This is a genomic window from Actinoallomurus purpureus (genome assembly GCF_024055795.1).
Lineage (GTDB): Bacteria > Actinomycetota > Actinomycetes > Streptosporangiales > Streptosporangiaceae > Actinoallomurus > Actinoallomurus purpureus.
Genome location: NZ_JAMXMY010000001.1, coordinates 229372 through 248230 on the forward strand (window position 1 = coordinate 229372; position 18859 = coordinate 248230).

11 protein-coding genes are annotated in these 18859 nt (G+C 70.6%); 8 read left to right on the forward strand and 3 right to left on the reverse strand.

What is annotated here, in order from left to right; translation table 11 throughout:
* Positions 1-230 precede the first annotated feature (230 nt).
* On the reverse strand, positions 231-488 hold the full coding sequence (locus NE236_RS00985; RefSeq protein WP_252839838.1) for a hypothetical protein: 258 nt from the start codon (positions 486-488) through the stop codon (positions 231-233).
* On the opposite strand from NE236_RS00985, the gene NE236_RS00990 reads away from it, so the two are divergent.
* The 6 genes from NE236_RS00990 to NE236_RS01015 are packed head-to-tail and all read left to right on the forward strand — an operon-like array spanning position 477 to position 13585.
* Entirely contained in the window at positions 477-3683 is a 3207-nt protein-coding gene (locus tag NE236_RS00990; RefSeq protein WP_252839839.1) for a hypothetical protein, read from the forward strand. The genes NE236_RS00985 and NE236_RS00990 overlap by 12 nt on opposite strands.
* Entirely contained in the window at positions 3680-3856 is a 177-nt protein-coding gene (locus NE236_RS00995) for a hypothetical protein (protein ID WP_252839840.1), read from the forward strand. The genes NE236_RS00990 and NE236_RS00995 overlap by 4 nt, the downstream gene beginning before the upstream one ends.
* Positions 3853-6165, forward strand: coding sequence for a LamG domain-containing protein (locus tag NE236_RS01000; protein WP_252839841.1), 2313 nt, complete (start codon positions 3853-3855; stop codon positions 6163-6165). The genes NE236_RS00995 and NE236_RS01000 overlap by 4 nt, the downstream gene beginning before the upstream one ends.
* Positions 6166-6196: 31 nt before the next feature.
* On the forward strand, positions 6197-7471 hold the full coding sequence (locus tag NE236_RS01005; RefSeq protein ID WP_252839842.1) for a ComEC/Rec2 family competence protein: 1275 nt from the start codon (positions 6197-6199) through the stop codon (positions 7469-7471).
* A complete protein-coding gene (locus NE236_RS01010) occupies positions 7468-11802 on the forward strand; it encodes a DUF6603 domain-containing protein (protein ID WP_252839843.1) in 4335 nt (1444 codons plus the stop codon). The genes NE236_RS01005 and NE236_RS01010 overlap by 4 nt, the downstream gene beginning before the upstream one ends.
* On the forward strand, positions 11795-13585 hold the full coding sequence (locus tag NE236_RS01015) for a hypothetical protein (RefSeq protein WP_252839844.1): 1791 nt from the start codon (positions 11795-11797) through the stop codon (positions 13583-13585). The genes NE236_RS01010 and NE236_RS01015 overlap by 8 nt, the downstream gene beginning before the upstream one ends.
* A gap of 201 nt (positions 13586-13786) precedes the next feature.
* On the opposite strand, the gene NE236_RS01020 is transcribed toward NE236_RS01015, so the two are convergent.
* Entirely contained in the window at positions 13787-14734 is a 948-nt protein-coding gene (locus NE236_RS01020; protein WP_252839845.1) for an aminoglycoside phosphotransferase family protein, read from the reverse strand.
* A 163-nt stretch (positions 14735-14897) separates the two neighbouring features.
* Positions 14898-15095: a hypothetical protein gene (locus NE236_RS01025; RefSeq protein ID WP_252839846.1), complete on the reverse strand. Its 198-nt coding sequence runs from the start codon at positions 15093-15095 to the stop codon at positions 14898-14900.
* A gap of 441 nt (positions 15096-15536) precedes the next feature.
* Here NE236_RS01025 and NE236_RS01030 point away from each other — a divergent pair, with 441 nt between their 5' ends.
* Together NE236_RS01030 and NE236_RS01035 are read left to right on the forward strand one after the other, a co-directional pair.
* Positions 15537-17813 (forward strand): NADP-dependent isocitrate dehydrogenase, encoded by a 2277-nt coding sequence (locus NE236_RS01030; RefSeq protein ID WP_252839847.1) that lies wholly within the window; start codon positions 15537-15539, stop codon positions 17811-17813.
* A gap of 147 nt (positions 17814-17960) precedes the next feature.
* Entirely contained in the window at positions 17961-18599 is a 639-nt protein-coding gene (locus NE236_RS01035) for a TetR/AcrR family transcriptional regulator (RefSeq protein ID WP_252839848.1), read from the forward strand.
* The last annotated feature ends 260 nt before the right edge of the window (positions 18600-18859 follow it).

Genomic DNA, 18859 nt, shown 5'->3' on the forward strand with positions numbered 1-18859 from the left:
CTGCGGCAGGCGGCCCGGAAGCTGCCAGTCGAAAAGGCGGCGACAGTGGCATGGATGCGTCCGAAGCGGCCGCTCGAGATCCCTTGTAAACCCGAAACACGGACTTTTGACGTCAGAAGACGGCCGTTTCACCATCGTCGAATGACGTCCACCGCCGGCCTGATTGCGGTCGTAGAGGTTAACGAGGAATGCGCTAAAAGTCCAGAATATACAGGCGTGGGACTCGCGTGCTATTTCTGTACCAACGGCGGGGAATCTTTGGAGATGCGATGGCGGATCTTCTCGTGGTCCCGGTAAGGCTGGATGCGCTCTGTATCGACATCGACACGGATGTCGCGGGTCCGATGGCCGACTTCAGTCAATTGCCATATGTCGACCCCAAATCGCGGCGTGACGACAATCCAGATACTCCCTATCTCAGCGAAGCGCTGCTTCCGCTCCCATTCCAAGATCAGAATTTCCGGCTCAAGGCCGGTGTGCATCTGCATTGGGCGCTTCCCGACGCGTTGACCCGGATGGGGCAGGACGGCGGTGACACGGCGGTTCCCGCGGTGCCGGACCGCTGGCTCGTCACGCGCTCCCGGGACGGTGTGATCGAGGGCCAGTGGGTCATCGAGAGCGACTTCCTGGCCGGCCCGGACGATGTCGGCGGCGGGGTCACCTTTCCCGTACCGGACGCCGTGCCGTACCGCCGCCTCGGCCGCACGTTGCCGCTGGCCGCCTGGAGCCCGGACGGCGCCGGCGAGCGGCTTGCGAAGGTCACCGCCGTCGGCTACGGCGAACCGTCCTTCGCGGCCTTCTATCCGAACTGTCACAGCGTGTTCGGCTTCCACGACGGGGCCTTCACGGGCGCGCCGCCGGCCGGTGTGGCGTACGACCTGGTCGGCTGGCACTCCGATCCCGCCCAGGACGTCCTCGCCCAGATCACCGGCGACGACTGGCGGCAGCGGATCGGCGACCTCGGCTGGTCGGTGCCGGACGGGGCACCCCGGCCGACCCGGATCGTCTGCTACGCCCGGCTGGCCTTCGCCCCCGGCGCGCGGATCGCCAACCCGCTGCTGCTCGCCTCCCGGACGAGCGACGTCGGCGTGTACGTCGGCAGCACCGCCACCGAGGCGCTGGCCGCGCACCTGGGCGCCGTGCTGCAGGGCATGGATCCCGACACGGCGGAGAACCTCCTGGAGGCGATCTCCTTCGCCGATGAACTGGAGGCCAGCCCGCTGGACGTCGGCGCCAAGCTGGCCGAGGCCCGGCACGCCTCCACCTTCCGGCCGCTCCCTTCGGGCCTGCTGTGGACCGTACGGCGCCAGGACGCCGCGGACGCCACCGCCGAGCAGCGGCAGGCCCGTGCCGCGCTCGCGCTGACGCACGAGATGGGCGACCTGCTGAACCTGCTCAACACCGCGCAGGAGCGGTACGACCAGGCGGAGCGGGAGCTGCTCAACCTGCGCGAGCAGTTGTTCGCCGACTGGTACAAGTACCTGCTCTGCGCGTATCCGTACGAGACCCGCCGGGACACCTATCCCGACCCCGACGAGGTCCGGCACTACCTCGAACGGCAGATGGCCCGGCTCGCGGACCTGACCACCCGTACGGAGGACCCCGGCACCGGCATCGCCGCCGAGCTGGCCGCGGCCAAGGCGGCGCTCGAGTCCGCGCTCGCGGCGTTCAACGCCGCCACCGCGCGGCCCGCCGGCGCCGAATACGTCCTCGACCGGGTCGCCGCCCCGCAGTTCTACCTGCCGTCCGAACCCGTCGTCCTGCTCACCGGCGGCATCGCCACCCCGTCGGATCGCTACGGGCACGATGGAGCGGACGAACCCGGCGGCCGCCTGGCCTGCCAGGTCGTCTCGGTCGGCGACCCGGCCAACCCGGCCGAACTCCTCGGCCGCGTCCAGCCGCTCGGCCTGGGCGTGGCCGGGTGGAACCACAACCCCTGGCATCCCGTGCTGATGCAGTGGGAGGTGGAGTTCTTCCCGGCCGCGCAGGGCAACAACCTCGATCCCGAGGTCCACGGCTACACGAGCACCTACATCACCGCCAACTACGACCTGACGCCCGAGGACGTGGAACTGCGGGCCAGACCGGGACGCGACATCCCGGACAAGGGCGCGAACGTCTACACCGGGACCGTCGTGCTCTCGTCCAGCGCCCGGCCGGTCCTGTCGGCCCGCATCCTGCGTTATCTCGCGAGCTGGATCGTCGCGCCGTACAACACCGCCAACACCACCGAGGTGAGCCCGGAGGAGTTCCAGAAGGCGCCCGACGCGGTGCTGGACTGGTACGCCGCGAACGGGACCGACGACCGCATACAGATGCTCGTCACCCTCTACCAGCACCTGGCGGCCGACGAGGGCGACGGCCTCTCGCAGGTGCTGGGCGGCCTCAACGACGCGCTGCTCATGCGCCGGCTCACCCGGCAGCTGCCCGTCGCCGACCCGCTCGGCTTCCCCGACTACCGGCGGTTCGCCGACCAGGTCGCGGCCGCCGTCGGCCAGGAGACCAGGCACGCGCCGCATCCGCTCAGCGACTTCAACCCGATCCGGGCGGGCGCGATGCGGCTCCGGCGGCTCCGCGTCATCGACAACTTCGGCATCGCCTTCCCGATCGACGTCAGCGACCCGATGACCACCACGCAGCTGTCGGTCCCGGGTCGTTCCGACTGGGTGGCGATGCTGCCCCGGCTCACGCAGCCCGCGCAGCTCGCCGCCCGGTGGCTGGACTCCGATCACGAGATCCGGCAGATGAACGACGTGCCGACCACCTCGCCGGTCTGCGGCTGGATCGCTCCCGACGACCTCGACGGCGGGCTCGCCTTCTACGACGCGGGCGGCGCGTCGCTGGGGCAGCTCCTCGCCCTGCCGGATCCGCTGGAGGCCGGCAAGGCCCGCTGGCGGGCCGCGCCCGGCACCGGTGCGGAGGCCGTGACGGGCATCCCCAACCCCTACCTCCGGGAGCTGGCCGGCCGGCTGCGGGACCTCGGCCCGGACGCGCTCGGCGAGTTCGTCACGCGGCTCGACACCGACCTGGCCGGGATCGAGCCGGCGGACTACGCGGATGGCGCGCTGACCCTGCGCCCGCTCGCCGTCGTGCGCGCGGAGGTCGACCTGCGCCTGATGGGGCTGCCAGCGGTCCACCAGGACTGGAACGTCTTCCGCCAGGACATGCGACGCTCCAGCAGGGACACCGACGACGCACCGCTGGTGCGCTTTCCGGTGCGGGTCGGCGCGGCCGCCCAGCTCGACGACGGCCTGGTCGCCTACTGGGACGAGGGCTGGACGCCGCACTGGTCGACCGACCATCCGCTGCTCGAGGTGGCCGTCGGCCTGCCGGCCCGGCGCCTGACCATGCTGGTCGACCCGCGTGCCCCGGTCCACCTCACCTCCGGGATCCTGCCGGCCAAGGCGATCGGGATCCCGCCCGAGCAGTATCGCGACGCCATGGCGGCCCTGCGGCCCGCCTACTTCGTCGCGCCGATCCTGACCGACGGCGACCACCTGGCCGTGCCCGTACCGGACGAGCCGGGCCATGAGTGGATCTGGCGGGCGCGCGAGCCGGACCCGGCCGGCTGGATCGAGACCCCGATCGACGACCCCCGCCCCGACGCCGGGTTCCCGGTCGCGCCCGCCCTCCGGGAGGGCTACCTGATCCCGCGCCCCATCCCCGAGAGAGGCACGCCGTGACACCGCCCAAGATAAGGCTCGAGCTGACGATCCCCGAGGTCAACCAGATCCTGGAAGCCCTCGGACGGTTGCCCTACGCCGAGGTGTACGAGCTGATCGGCGGCCTTCAGCAGCAGGCGCAGCCGCAGATCGGCCTGGGCCCGGTGCCGGCACAGGCCGAGGCGTCGGCATGAGCGCCGCGCTCGTCCTGCACTGGCCGCTCGACGCGCTCACCCCCGAGAGCCGGGCGCTGGACACCTCGGCGAACCGCCTCAACGGAGACGTGGAGGGCGACCCGACGAACGTACCGGACCCGAAGTTCGGCAGCTGCCTGCGGTTCGCCACGGCGAATGACCGGGTCGACCTCGCGGACGCCCCGCAGCTGCGCGTCACCGCGTACACCGTGGAGCTCTGGGTGAACCCGGCGTCCACGCCGCGGCCCGTCGGGCTGCTCGGCAAGGGCGCCGATCTCGGCCTGGTCCTCGCCGCGGATGGCTCGCTCACCCACCGGTTCGCCACCTCGGCCGATCCGTCCGACGCCCACGGGACCGGCCCGAACGCGCTCCCCGCCGGGACGTGGCGGCACGTCGCGATCACCAACGACGGGCAGACCGCCCGGATCTACCTGGACGGTGTCCAGGCCGCCGAGTACGCCTTCAGCGGCGGCCGCACGCCCGACCAGTCCGCCCTGGTGGTGGCCGCGTCCGCACCCGGCGTCTTCGCCGGCCGCATGGCGCACCTGCGGATCTACGACGACGCGCTGTCCCCTGTCGAGATCGCGCGGGACATGGCCGACGACCAGGCCGCCCTGGACTCCTTCGTCCGAACGCATCCGCTCGACTTCGAGTTCGTCAACGTCGACGACCAGCCGGTGCTGTTCATCGACGACGGCCCCGGTGGCCAGCCGATGACGCTGCGGTTCACCAACACGTCGCGGACCGCGATCACGGTGCTGCCGCTGGCCGGCCTGTCGGCGAGCACGTACCACTTCGCGCTGCGGTTCCGCACCGGGACCCTCCCCATCGGGCTCGTCCTCCAGACGGCGGAGGCGGGCTGGGAACTGCTCCCCGCGGCCGACGGCACCGCGCTGTACCTGCTGTGGAAGACCCCGGCCCCCATCGCGCCGGGCGCGTCGGTGAGCCTGCGGATCGACGGCTTCAACGCCGACGGCGCGACGGGCACCCACGGCACCCGGGTCGAGCTGGACTACCAGAAGCTCCAGTACGCCGATGAGAACGCCGAGCTCACCGGCGCCCGGATGCAGTTCCTCGACGTCGTCAACCACCGCGGCCGCCGGGACATCCCGCTGGACCTGCGGCTGGTCGGCGGCGACCGGGTGCTCAGCGACGGGCATACCGCGTCCTCGTTGCGGATGCACCTCACCAACGTGCTCCGGGACGGCCCCGGCATCACGCTGCGCGCCGCGACCCCGGCCTCCTCGTTCGTCGTGTCGTTCGACGTGCAGGAGGAGAACGAGGACCGCCCGTGGGCGCTGACCGACGCGGGCGAGGCGTCGGCCGTGGTGCTCAAGGTCACCCAGCCCGGCTGGAACGTCGTCTCGCAGTCGCTCGGACAGCGGGTGCAGTGGACGCTCACCCCGACCGCCGACACGGTCCTGGGGCCGGACAGATTCCTCGAAGTGACGCTGGATGAGGTGTTCGGGCTGCCGACGCCCGGCCAGGCGCCCATCGCGGTGGACTACCAGAACATCCCCGGCTACTCCGACGGCACCCTGACCGTCTCGGCGGAGCGCACGCCGCTGCTCTATACGGACGCCTACGTCGGGGTGAACACCACCACGCCCGAAGCCCGGCTCCAGGTGGTCGACGTCAACCAGGACGCCAACGGGGGAGCGCTCGTCCTCGGTCCCAAGGCGCAGTCGAACCTGCGGCTGGGCTACCACCAGGACTACTCGTGGATCCAGTCGCACGGCGGCAAACCGCTCCTGATCAACTCCATCGGCAACAACGTCGGCATCAATTCCACGGCGACCGGCTACGGCACGCTCACCGTCGGCGGGACCGGTGCGCCGGTCAACGCCGGTGCGTCGCACGTGCAGCTGCGGCGCGAGACCGCGGCCGGCGCCGTCGGGAAGGTGATGTACCTGGAGCTGTACCAGGACGCCACGTCGGGCCCCGCCTACACCTTCCCGAGCATCCGGTTCCACCACAGCCAGAAGTACTGGCACCGCATCGAGGCCCGGCCCGAGGGGTTCCTGTTCAAGACCGGCGACCTGGGCAGTGACGTGGTCGTCGACGTGTACGCCGGCACCGCGGTGGTGACGGCGCTGAAGATCGGCAATACCGTCATCGGCGAGGGCGAGCTGAAGATCCTGCGGAAACTGGTCCTCGGGCAGCTTCAGTTCGACCTCTACAACGTCGCGCACGACGAGTACGCCTACGGCGCGGACATCTCGTATGACGGGAGCCGCGGCTATGTCTTCACCAACCGGAACAAGGGCCGGGTCCCTTACGGCCGCTGGCGGATCGACTTCCCGTCATGAACCGGACGAAATCGAAAGTACGGGGTGAGTGATGCCCGCCAGGAAGCGCACCCGCTTGCAGCGAGAGATCGACGACCTCAGCTCGATGAGCGGTGGACTGCCCAAGGAATACGCCAAGATGTCCCGGAGGCAGACCCTTCAGGCGGAGCGGGCGCGCAAGCAGAAGGCCGCGGCGGACGCGGCGGCCAAGGCCGAGGCGATCCGCGCGACGTTCATGGCTCAGCGCAAACCCACGGGAGCGGCCCTCGGCGAGCGCGGTGACGGCTCCTTCCACATCTCATTCGTCCAGATGGGCCAGGGCGACTGCACGATCATGAGTACCCCGGACGGGAAGGTGATCCTCGTCGACTGCGGCACCAACAGCCAGGACGAGGAGAAGACCGAGGACTACAACCCCCGCGTGCGCGACGAGCTGACGGCGCTTCCCTTTCTGCGCAACACGATGAGCATCGACATAGTGATCCTCAGCCATCCGGACAAGGATCACTACAACCGGCTCGACACCATGCTGCCGAAGGGCTACACGGCGCATACCGTCTACCACAGCGGGACCATCGGCCATTATCACGCCGGTTCGAAATGGGCACGCAACCGGATAACGGACGAGACGCTGATCAAGAAGGTCGTCCTTACCCAGGACGGGAACAAGGGCGAGAGCACCCTCGCGGGCAAGCCAATCGAACCGGCCTTCGGCGCCGAGCAGTTGGAGAGGCTCGACGGGACGAACGGGCTCCGCATCGTGATCGAGGACAACTGCCTCATAACGCTGCTGGCCGCGAGCGTGGCCACGGACTACGTAGGCGATGACGACACCGCCGACCACCGGAACCGGGGCAGCATCGTCACGCTGATCGAGCTCTTCGACCGGACGGTGACGCCGACGAAGACGAGAAAGATCCTGCTCTGCGCGGACGCCACCCGCAGCACCGAGGCATTCGTCCTCGGCGACGCCGGCCGCGCGGCCCGGCTCGCGGGCGTCGAGATCGTCCAGGCCGGTCACCACGGCAGTAACGTGACCTCCTCCGGCCGGCTCTGGGTGGATCAGCTCAAGCCCACCGGCTGCGTGATCGTCAGCGCCGGGAAGGTCGGGATGCCCAACCATCACCTTCCGGGCTGGGCGGTGATCAATCGCTGGGTGCAGCGATTCGAGGACAGCAAACGGGTCAAAGACGCCACCGCCCACCTCGTGTCCGGCTGGGACGACAACACGATTCCGCCCTCCCTGGAGGCGAGGGACGTCTACCAGCCCGTCTACGCCACCGGCTCCAACGGCACCAGGACCTTCACGATCAAGGTGGCGCCATGACGCTCACCCTCGACCAGCTGAGGATTGCCGTCCAGGTCGTCGACGGGCGGCTCGACCTGCCGCTGGCGGCGCTGGACTCCGCCGCGATCACCGCGGCCTTCGGTCCCTTCCTGCCCTCGGGCACGCTCACGCTCAGCGACGTCACCGACCGTCACGAGACACCGGCCGGGGTCCAGGTGACCGGCACGGGGGACACCGCCCCGTTCACCGGCATGACCGTCGTCGCCGACTTCGCCGTGACCGCCGACGCCGCGACCCTCACGGTCACCGCCACCGGCGACTCCACCTGGACGTTCGTCACCGCCTTCCCCCTGCTGAGCCCCACGCTCTGGAAGGACCTGACGTACGACACTCCACGCCTGCGCCTGGACTCCACCACCGCCCCCGACCTGGACGACCCGCTAGGCCAGGTCCCGATGACCTTCACCGGAACCCTGATCGTCGGCACCCGCCTGGCCCCGCTCGACCTGTTGTTCGCCGGCGTCGAGCACACGCTGACCGGTGAGGTCACGATGCTCCCGCCGCCGGCCGGGCCGGCCATCCCGTTCGCGCAGGTGCCCTCGATCGTGCTGCACGGCCCGGACGCGCCCGCGCTGGACCTCGGTCCGCTCAGCATCACCGCGCGGCGATACGAGCTGTACGCGATCCCGCGCTTCGACTACTCCAGCGGCGACTACGGGGTGGCCGGGCGGCTGCTGCTGCTGGCCGGGGTCCCGATCACGATCGGCGGCTCCCAGACCGTGGTCGGCCTGCTGGCGGAACTGGCGAGCTGGAACGACGACATCACCCTGGAGGCCGACCTCGGCGGGCTCGGCGACCTGGCCTTCGCCGAGGTCGCCGCGTTCGCCGGGCAGCAGGGCGGCACGCTGGGCAACCCGTTCGGCATCAACGTCACCAGTCCGGTCCGGCTGAGCAAGGTGAGCGTGCTGGTGACCCGGGGACCCAAGGTCGGCCACATCGTGCTGACGCTGGAGACCCAGGAGGAATGGGACCTCGGCGCCGGAATCGTCCTGCAGGAGATCGACCTGCTGCTCCGGCTCGACGACCCGTTCGGCGCGGGCCGCAGGCTCACCGGCGTCGTCAGCGGTCTGCTCGGCCTCGGCCAGTACGGAACCCTCGAGGTGTCCGCGGATTTCGGGGAGCGCTCGCTCGGCGGAATGCTGCGCACCGGGGACGGGCCGCTGAGCATGCGCGAGGTGTTCGCCGACCTCACGGGCCAGGACGCCGGGCACTTCCCGGACCTGGCGGTGAAGAACTTCGAGATCTTCGGTTCGGTTCCCAGCGGCGGCCCGCCCACCTTCCAGGCGGCACTCGGCCTGGAGGGCGTCTGGGCCGTCTCGAACCAGGTGTCGCTCAGCCGGGTCGGGTTCGACCTGCAGTACGGCGCCGAGGCGGTCTTCAACGCGTGGGCCGACCTGCTCGTCGGCGGCGTGCTGGTCGCGATCGCGGCGGGCTACGACGCCACGCGGGGCTGGAGCTTCACCGGCGAGACCGGGCCGGGCCAGCAGATCCCGATCGGCGCGTTCGTCGACGAACTCGCGCGCACGTACGACGGGCTCGCGCTGCCCGCCCCGCTCGCCCGGCTGACCATCGAGAACCTGGCGATCGCCCTCGAGACCACCGGCCCGCGGCTCGCGCTGTCCGCCGAGACGCGGTTCCCGATCGACACCACCGAGGTCGACCTGACGGTGGCCATCGACACGGCCGCCAAGTCCTTCGGCGGCCGGATCGCGGTCACGACCGCCGGCGGCGTCGAGCTGGACTTCGACGTGCACCTGTCGAAGGCGGCGGAGGCCACCCGCTACGCCGTGACCTACAGCCACGGCACGGCCGACCCGATCCCGCCGCTCAAGGACCTGGTCGCGGCGCTGTCCCCGACGGCGGCCGCCGCCATTCCAGACGGCATCGCGATCAGTGTCAAGGACGCCGTGCTCGCGGCCGACGGCGGCACGTACGTGTTCGGGGTGGACCTGACCGCCACGATCGACCTGTCCAGGCTGCCGGTGATCGGGCCGCGGCTGGTCGGCGACCAGGCGGTCGGCTTCGACCCGCTGCGGGTCGTCGCCGCGTCCGCCGCGCTCCCCGCCGCCGAGGTCAAGGCCGTGAACGGGCTGCTGCCCTCGAACGTCGCAGCGCTGCCCGAGGAGGACGTCGCGGCGGGCTTCACGGTCGGCGGCCGGCTGCGACTCGGTCCGCTGGAGGCGCCGGTCTCGCTGCCGGTCACCCCCGGGCAGACCACGCCCACCACGCCGCAGAAGGCGCAGACCGACGACAACGTGCTCTGGTACAAAGTGCAGACGGCGTACGGCCCGGTGCAGGTGAACCGGGTCGGGGTCGCCTACCGGCACGAGCCGGGAAAGCCGGCGCGGCTGGCGGTTCTGCTGGACGCCGCGATCTCCATCGGCGGGCTCACGCTGTCGTGCGACGGGCTGTCGGCGGGGATCTCGCTGTCCGATCTCGCCGCCGGGCCGACGTTCGACCTGGCCGGGCTCGGGCTGTCCTACTCCGAGGGACCCGTGGAGATCAGCGGGGCCTTCCTGAAGAGCACGCTGAAGTTCAAGGGACGCGACGTCACGGCCTACGGCGGCAAGGCCGTCATCCGGACCAAGGCGTTCTCCGTCGGCGCGATCGGCTCGTACGCCCAGCTCGACGAGGGCCCGTCGATGTTCGTCTACGCCTTCCTCGACTACCCCATCGGCGGGCCGGCGTTCTTCTTCGTCCGCGGCCTGGCGGCCGGGTTCGGCTACAACCGGCGGCTGATCGCGCCGGACGTCGGCGCGATCGTCGACTTCCCGCTGGTCGCCGAGGCCGTCGGCGCGGTCCAGCCGAGCGGGCTGGCCGGGGAACTGTCGCGGCTGGAGACCGCCATCCCCCCGTCGCCGGGCGACTACTTCCTGGCGATCGGGGTGCACTTCACCTCGTTCGAGATGATCGACTCGTTCCTGCTGGTCACCCTCGGGTTCGGGCATCGGGTCGAGTTGAACGTGCTGGGGCTGTCCACCGTGATCCTGCCCGCGGCGGACGCGCAGAACGTCGGCGTGACCCCGATCGCGGAGATCCAGCTCGCGCTCAAGGCCACGTTCGCGCCCGACGACGGCTACTTCTCCCTGCTCGCACAGCTCACCGCCAACTCGTTCCTCCTCGACCGGGCCTGCAGGCTGACCGGCGGGTTCGCCTTCGTGATCTGGTTCGGCCCCGACCACCCGGGCGACTTCGTGCTCACCGCCGGCGGCTACCACCCGCAGTTCGTCGTGCCGAAGCACTACCCCGCCGTGCCCCGGCTCGGCTTCAACTGGAAGGTCTCCGACCAGCTCGCACTGAAGGGAACGGGGTACTTCGCGCTCACGCCCGGCGCCCTGATGGCGGGCGGCTCGCTCAGCGCGACCTTTGAGGACGGGTCGCTCCGCGCCTGGTTCGACACCACGCTGGACTTCCTGGTCGCCTGGCAGCCGTTCCACTACCAGGCCGCGTTCCACCTGAACGTCGGCGCGTCGTACACCTTCTCGTTCTTCGGCACGCACACGATCACCGTGCAGGTCGGCACCGACGTACGGTTCTGGGGGCCGGAGTTCGGCGGCACGGCCTTCATCGACCTCGACGTCATCTCCTTCACGATCGGCTTCGGCGCGGCCGAGGGCGGCACGGCGAAGCCGGTCGAGTGGAGCCGGTTCCGCGCCGCCCAGCTTCCTCCGGCCGACAAGGTCGTCACGGTCGCGCTGCGGGGTGGCGGCCAGCACTCCGGTGACGGCACCGACCTCGGCCAGGTGGACCCGCTCCGTCTCGAGCTGGTCACCGATTCCGCCATCCCCAGCACGCACGGCGCCGCGGGGACCACGGACATCGGAACGGGCGCGGCGTTCGGCATCGCACCGGTCGGGCTGCACGGCGGGTTCACGTCCCGGCACGAGCTGACCATCACCCGCGACGGGGTGGCCGCCGAGTCGTACTTCAGGTTCGAGCCGGTCACCAAGAGCCTGCCCGCGTCGCTGTGGGGTGACGAGCTCGTGCCCACGCTGAAGAAACCGGCCCTCGTCGACGGCCTGCTCAGCGGGTACGCGATCCGGCCGGTGCCGCCGGGGGAGCCCGCCGACCCGCCGTCGGTGCCCCTGGCGGACCTGCGGGCCGGCACGCCGCTGTTCACCGAGCAGGACGCCTTCGACTGGCAGCCGCTCGCGCCGTACCTGCACACCGACCAGCCGCTCGACCTGGGCGCGGGCGCCGACGCCCGCGCCGCGATCACCGGGAAGCTGCTGCCCGGCATCGTGGTCGACCTGAACGGCCTGACCCCCGCCGACTTCCTTCTGACGCCGCAGGTGGCCGCCCATGTCTGAGACGACCGTGCCCGACCGGTTGACGTTCGTCGCCTACCAGAGGCCGAGCCTGCCGAACGGCGACTACTCGATCACCGCGACGCAGCGGGTGTCGCTCGAGCCGTCTCCGTCTCCGTCTCCGTCGCCGTACACCGTGAACCGCACGTTCACCATCGGTGGAGAGCGGTTCGCGCTGCCGCCGATGGAGATCCGCGCGGTGTTCCCGCCCGAGGGCAGCCTCGGCGACCACACCGACGTGCTGTCGCACATCGTCCTGGAGCGGTCCTCCCTGCCCTGGGAGCGGCGGCCCGGCGGCCCCGACGACGTCGCCCGGCCCTGGCTGGTACTGCTCCTGTTCAGCGACGCGGAGCCCGTGAAGGCCGGCACCGTGACGCTCGACGAGCTCGCCGCCGGCCCGGCGTACATCCCGGCGCCGCACCTGGAGAAACACGACGCGACCACCGACGAGGTCAACGTCATCGACGTGCCGCGCGCACTGCTCGCCGACCTGATGCCGAGCCTCGCCGACCTCCGCTACCTGGCCCACGTACGGCGGGCCGACGCCGACACCGCCGTCATCGTCGGCACCCGGCTGCCGCCGGCCGGCACCTCCAGCACCGTCCACCTCGTCTCCGTCGAGGGCCGGTACGGTCCCGGCGGATTCGACCTCGGCCCCGACACCCCCGACGCGCAGGTCCGCCTGGTCACCCTCGCCAACTGGCGGTTCGCCTGCGTGACGGAGGACCAGACCTTCGCCCACCTGGCGCGGGCGCTCGCCGACCAGGGACATCCGTACCGGCTCCCCGACAGCGGCGAGCCGCGCGCGGACGCGTTCCTGCGCCAGGGCTACGTGCCGGTCCGGCACGACCTGCGGCAGGGCGGCCGTACGGTCTCCTGGTACCGGGGCCCGTTCGTGACCGGCTCGGCTCCGGCACCCGCGCCGAGGGTGCTGCGCACCTCCGACCAGCTCCTGCGCTTCTACACCGACGCCGGGATGTTCGACACGGGGTACGCGGCGGCCTGGCAGCTCGGGCGGCTCATCGCGCTGCAGCACACCGCCGCCGCCACCGCCCTGTACGGCTGGAAGCGGCGCCGCGCCCAGGAGATCAAGCGGGCCGACCCGTCGCAGGTCCCGCTGGTCGTGCCGCACATCGACACCGACATCCCGCCGAGCGTCCAGGCACTCTTCGACGACCTGGCCCGCCTGCGCGGCGTCCCCCTCCGCTACCTGGTCCCCGACGACCGTCTCCTGCCGGTCGAGACGGTCCGGTTCCTGCAACTCGATCCCGCCTGGGTCGCGGCCCTGGTGGACGGCGCGTACAGCATCGGCCGGATCACTCGGCTCGACGCCGAAGAGGACCTCCGGCACCCGCCGGCGGTCGATCTTCCGCAGATCGGCGGTGCGCTCATTCGCTCGGACCTGGTCTCCGGCTATCCCGACCTGCTCGCCGACGCCTACGCCGACACGGCCGGGACCATCCGGCTCACATCGATTCCTACCGAGCGTCTGTCCGAGACCGTTCTCCTCTGTCTCTTCGAGGGGGAGCCGGCCCGCCTGGACCTGCACCAGCGCCCGGAGGCACTCCACTTCGCCGTCGAACCGGTCGCCGGGGGCATCACCAAGACCCTGCGTACCGGAACGACCGTCGGCACGCTTCCGCTGAACCCTCACGGCACTGTGCCGGTCTCCGCGCTGGCGGGCGAGATGGCCGGTGCCCTGAGAACCGCCGTCGACTCCGGCGCCTTCGCCGCTCAGATGATCGAGACGGCCGAACGCGTCAGCTTTCTCCGCACCCGACCGTGACCACCGCGATGCGGCGCAGCACGCCCGCCGGCTCCTCGACGGGCCTTCCGCGGAGTTCGTGGAAGCAGCGTTCGGCGGTGTCGCGGTAGCCGACCCGTGAAATGCTCCGGCGGAGCATCGGCTCCGCCGGAGCACGTCCCCGCACCGGAATGGTGCGGTTCAGGGCCGGGACGGCCGTACGGATGTGCGGGTGGCGCGTGCCTACGGGTCGCCGATGGTGCGGCGCGTGGGCGGGCGGCTGGTGGATCGAGCGTGGTCGGCCAGGACCTCATCGATGACGCGGCGGTCGTTGGCGGTCCGCTCGTCGTGGGTGTCGATGGTGCCGGCGAGGCCGAGGAGTGCTTTCCACAGGGCCCAGCCGCGGGCGCGCGCCCAGGTGGCGGGGTCCTGGCCGACGGTGTCGCGGAAGGCTTCCCGGCTGCCGCCGGTGAGCAGGGTCCATGCGATGACCAGGTCGCAGGCGGGGTCGCCGACGCCTGACGTGCCGAAGTCGATGACGGCGGCCAGCCGTCCGTCGTCGACCAGGAGGTTCCCACCGGCGATGTCGCCGTGGAACCACACCGGCGGCCCTGTCCAGGCCGCATCGAGCGCGGCGTCCCATACGGCCGAGGCTCGGTCGGTGTCGATGCGGCCGTCGAGTGCGGTGAGGCAGCGGCGGGTCTCGTCGTCGTAGTGGGCCAGGGCCGCGCCCCGGTAGAAGCTGTGCGCGCCGGCCGGCGGTCCGCCGCTGGCGTCGATGCGCTGGAGGGCGCGGATGAACTCGGCGAGAGCGATCGCGAATGCGGATGGGTCGTCGATGCGGTCGAGGGTCGCGGTCCGGCCGTCCAGCCAGCGGCGGATGGACCAGTTGAACGGGTACCCCTCGCCTGGAGCGCCCTTGGCCAGGGGTGTCGGGATCGCGAGGGGGAGTGATGGCGCGAGGACCGGCAGCCATCGGTGTTCCTTGTCGACCGCCGGCGCGTAGCCAGCGGCGGTCGGCAGGCGCACGGTCATCTCCTCGCCGAGCCGGTAGGTGCGGTTGTCCCACCCATCGATCTCCACCGGTGCGACGGGGAGATCGCTCCATTGCGGGAACTGGGCCGCGATCAGTCGTCGTACCAGCCCCGCGTCGATCCCCGCGCGACCGTCGATGTTCCGGCTGCCGACCACCGGAAGATCATGACGGTCCTTCCTCCCACCGCGCAAAGGGTTTTGGTGCCGCCGAGTGTGGGCGCCATCGCGCGAGCCGTTCGGGCGCTCGGGGCGATCGGGAACCTGGCCGGCCTCCATCCGGAGGCCGGCCAGGATCGGGCCCTGGTTCGAGGGAGAGACGTCACTTGCTGGGTTCGGGCGCCTTGCAGGAGATCTTGGGGTTCACGCCCGTGTAGTTGAGGGGGCCCGCGATGATCGTGACGACGAGGGTGCCTGCCTGGGAGCAGTTCTTCGGGCCGCTGCTGTAGTAGTGACGTTGCCCGGCGGCGATGGCTCCGATGATGAGCCACAAGAGGATCACGGCTGTGGTGATTCTCATCGTTTCTCCAATGACTACGTCGACCGGCGATCGGCACCGATGGAACGTCGGGGCCGGCCGCGGATCGACGTGTGGGGGCATGGACGCCGGGCTTGTACCCAAATATTGGTCAAATAGGGCTCGTCGCGGAGGCCGAGTCGTTTCGATCGATCCTCGATCACGACCGGTGTGCGGCACGGCGTACGCTCGTGCGGGGGCATCGCCGACCTCCGGGCCTCGTGGCGGTGCCGCCGTCAGGCCGTTCGACGCGGACGTGCGCTGGGCTGTTCCGGGCTCACCCGGGCCGGTGCCGCACCCGTCGAGAACGGTTCGGGCCATGTCCTATATTGGAATGAACATTCCATGCGGGATCCTGGACCCGGCACGGTGCCCCCGCCGACCTTGGCAACCCCCCGAGAGTCCGGTGCCCCTGCGGGGCCCGGCAGCAAGGAGTACGAGGTAATGGAACTCGACGACAAGTCCGCCGCGACCACGGGAAACGCCGGAGCCGAGAGTGCGCCCTCGTGTGACATCATCTACACGTACACGGATGAGGCTCCGGCCCTGGCGACGTTCTCGTTCCTGCCCGTGATCCAGGCGTACGCGTCGACGGCCGGGGTGAGCGTTGAGACGCGTGACATCTCGCTGGCCGGGCGGATCCTCTCGGGTTTCCCGGAGTACCTCACGGAGGACCAGCGCGTGCCGGACGCGCTCGCGGAGTTGGGTGAGCTGGTCGAAGCCCCAGGTGCGAACATCATCAAGCTGCCGAACATCTCGGCCTCGGTCCCGCAGTTGAAGGCCGCGATCGCCGAGCTGCGGGAGAAGGGGTACGCGCTGCCGGACTACCCCGACGACCCGAAGACCGCCGAGGAGCGTGAGATCCGCGGCCGGTACGACAAGGTCAAGGGCAGTGCGGTGAACCCGGTGCTGCGTGAGGGCAACTCCGATCGCCGTGCCCACGCCGCTGTGAAGAACCACGCGAGGAAGTACCCGCACCGTCTGGGCGCCTGGACGTCGGAGTCGAAGACGAACGTCGCCCACATGACGGCCGACGACTTCCGGTCCACGGAGAGGTCGGCGGTGATCTCCGAGGACGGCGCCCTGCGCATCGAGCTGGCGGGAGACGACGGCTCGACCACGGTCCTCCACGAGTCGGTGCCGGTCCTGGCGGCCGAGGTGGTCGACACGGCGGTCATGCGGGTGGCGGCGTTGCGCGAGTTCTTCACCGCGCAGATCACGCGGGCCAAGGCCGAGGACGTGCTGTTCTCGGTGCATCTGAAGGCCACGATGATGAAGGTGTCGGACCCGATCGTCTTCGGGCACGTCGTACGCGCCTTCTTCCCCACGACGTTCGCCACCTACGGCGAGGCGCTGGCGGCGGCCGGCCTGAGCCCCAACGACGGGCTCGGCGGCATCCTCAAGGGACTGGGGTCACTGCCGGAGGGTGAGGAGATCAAGGCGTCGTTCGAGGCCGAGCTGGCCAAGGGCCCGGCGCTGGCGATGGTCGACTCGGACCGCGGGATCACCAACCTGCACGTCCCCAGCGACGTCATCGTCGACGCCTCCATGCCGGCCATGATCCGTACCTCCGGCCACATGTGGGGTCCGGACGGCCAGGAGCACGACACCCTCGCCGTCATCCCGGACAGCAGCTACGCGGGCGTCTATCAGGCCGTCATCGACGACTGCCGCGCCAACGGCGCCTACGACCCGGCCACGATGGGCTCGGTCCCGAACGTCGGCCTGATGGCGCAGAAGGCCGAGGAGTACGGCAGCCACGACAAGACCTTCGAGATCCCGGCTCCCGGCACCGTACGCGTCGTCGACGAGGCCGGCGACGTCGTCATGGAGCAGCCCGTGGCCGCGGGCGACATCTTCCGGATGTGCCAGACCAAGGACGCCGCGATCAAGGACTGGGTCAAGCTCGCGGTCACCCGCGCCCGAGCCACCGGCGACCCGGCCGTGTTCTGGCTCGACCAGGACCGCGCGCACGACGCCAATCTGATCGCCAAGGTCAAGCAGTACCTGCCCGAACATGACACCGAGGGACTGCAGATCGAGATCATGTCTCCGGTTGAGGCGACCGTCTTCTCCCTGGAGAGGATCCGCCGGGGCCAGAACACCATCTCGGTCACCGGCAACGTCCTGCGTGACTACCTGACCGATCTGTTCCCGATCCTCGAGCTGGGCACCAGCGCGAAGATGCTCTCGATCGTGCCGCTCATGAACGGCGGCGGCCTGTTCGAGACCGGCGCCGGCGGGTCCGCGCCCAAGCACGTTCAGCAGCTCGTGAAGGAGAACTACCTGCGCTGGGACAGCCTTGGCGAGTTCCTTGCGCTCGCGGTCAGCTTCGAACACCTCGCGCAGACCACGGGCAACGCCCGCGCCCGGATCCTCGCCGACACGCTCGACCGTGCCATCGAGACCTTCCTCGACCGGGACAAGTCACCCACCCGCCGCCTCGGCGGCATCGACAACCGCGGCAGCCACTTCTACCTGGCCCTGTACTGGGCGCAGGAGCTGGCCGGGCAGACCGACGACGCGATGCTCGCCAAGGCATTCGCCTCGCTCGCCGAGACGCTGGCCTCCCATGAGCAGACGATCGTCGACGAGCTGATCGCGGTCCAGGGCTCCCCGGCCGACATCGGCGGCTACTACCAGCCCGACCCGGCCGCGGCCTCGGCCGTCATGCGCCCGTCGGCGACGCTGAACGAGGCCCTCACCGCTCTGACCGCGTAGGTCGCCGGCGCCCCAGAGCAGTGTTCGTCAGCCACCCCAGGTCCCGGCCGTCGCCGTGGACCTGGGGGTTCGCGGTCTCGGGCCGGCTGGCCGGTGGCGGCGACACGATCATTGGAATGTCAATTCCAGTCGAACTAAAGTGGGGACATGACCAAGAGCGGCTCACCGGCCTCCGCGAGTGCCGAGCACAAGCTCACCGCGCCCGGTCGCCGCACGCGTGAGCGCATCGTCCAGGCCGCCGCCGACCTGATGTTCCGCCAAGGCGTGGCCGGTACGAGCATCCCCGAGATCCAGCAGGCCGCCGGGGTCAGCGCCTCGCAGATCTACCACTACTTCGGCGACAAGCGAGGGCTCGTCCGGGCGGTCATCGACCATCAGACCGAGGCGTCCCTCGACGGCCAGCGGCCGATCCTGGACCACCTCGACAGCTTCGAGGCCCTGCGCGCGTGGTGCGACGCGGCCGTCGCGAACCAGGAACGCCGTCAGTGCGAGGGAGGCTGCGAGATCGGGTCGCTCGCCAGCGAACTGGTCGAAACCGACGACGCCACCCGCGCCGACCTCGTCGAGGCGTTCGAGCGCTGGGAGAGGCCGATCCGTGAGGGCCTGGCCCGGATGCAGAAGCGGGGGGAACTGTCGGCGGACGCCGACGTCCACGACCTGGCCACCATGATGCTCGCCGCCATCCAGGGCGGCCTTCTGCTCACCCAGATTCGCCGCAGCACCCACCCCTTCAAGACTGCGACGGACGCCGCGCTCGCCCACATCGAGACCTTCGCCGGCAGGTAGCGGCCGGCCTGGAACCGCGCCGCACGGGAAACGGTCCGTCGGCGTCCGTGCACGAGTGGGCAGCGGCAAGCCCGCCCGCGCTTCCAGGGGAAACGCGGGCGGTGAGCTCGGCCGGGGTGGCGAACCGCGTCAGTGTGAACGCCATCGCCGGGGGCACGGTGAGTGATGAGGAGGCCACGGGTCTCTTGGGCCCAGGCCGCTCTGTTCCTTGCCGGGGTGACCGGTCCGGCTTCATCGTCGGCGCCACCATCGGCGCCGAC